The following is a 418-nucleotide window of genomic DNA, read 5'->3' as shown; positions in this document are numbered from 1 at the left end:
GCAGGGCGCCGGCGCTTTCAGCCTCGTCTGAAGCGACCCTCGTGATGAAGCTCAGCACACTGACCGGAAGTGCGCCGAAAGCGAAGCCCCAGGAGGCGATGGCGAGACCAGCGACAAGGGGCGATGCGCCGGCAATCACCAGAACAGAGGCGGATGCGGCGATCAGGGTGGCGGCGAACGTCACCGCCCATGCCGTGTTTTTCTCGGCGAGGAAACCGCCGAAGAGATTACCGAAGAAGCCACCGATACCGTAAACCAGCAGGACCAGCGAGATCGCTTCGACGCCAAGGTGCGGCACATCTTCGAGGAACGGGCGGACATAGGTGAAGCCGGCAAAGTGACCTGCGACGATGAACAGCGTCGTCAGAAGGCCGATCCTGACCTGTGGGCGCTGCAGCAGCCGGAACATGGTGGCAAG

The 418-nt window shown here is 62.9% G+C and carries 1 protein-coding gene; it reads right to left on the bottom strand.

Going from position 1 to position 418, the window contains the following annotated elements:
• Positions 1-418 (bottom strand): MFS transporter (locus tag SB816_RS29965; RefSeq protein ID WP_410547987.1); only part of this gene is annotated, 418 nt, incomplete at both ends.

It is taken from the genome of Achromobacter sp. SIMBA_011 (assembly GCF_046535435.1).
GTDB lineage: Bacteria > Pseudomonadota > Gammaproteobacteria > Burkholderiales > Burkholderiaceae_B > Achromobacter > Achromobacter dolens.
The sequence above is the reverse complement of the archived record's forward strand: the minus strand, read 5'-3'. Positions and strand labels throughout refer to the sequence as shown.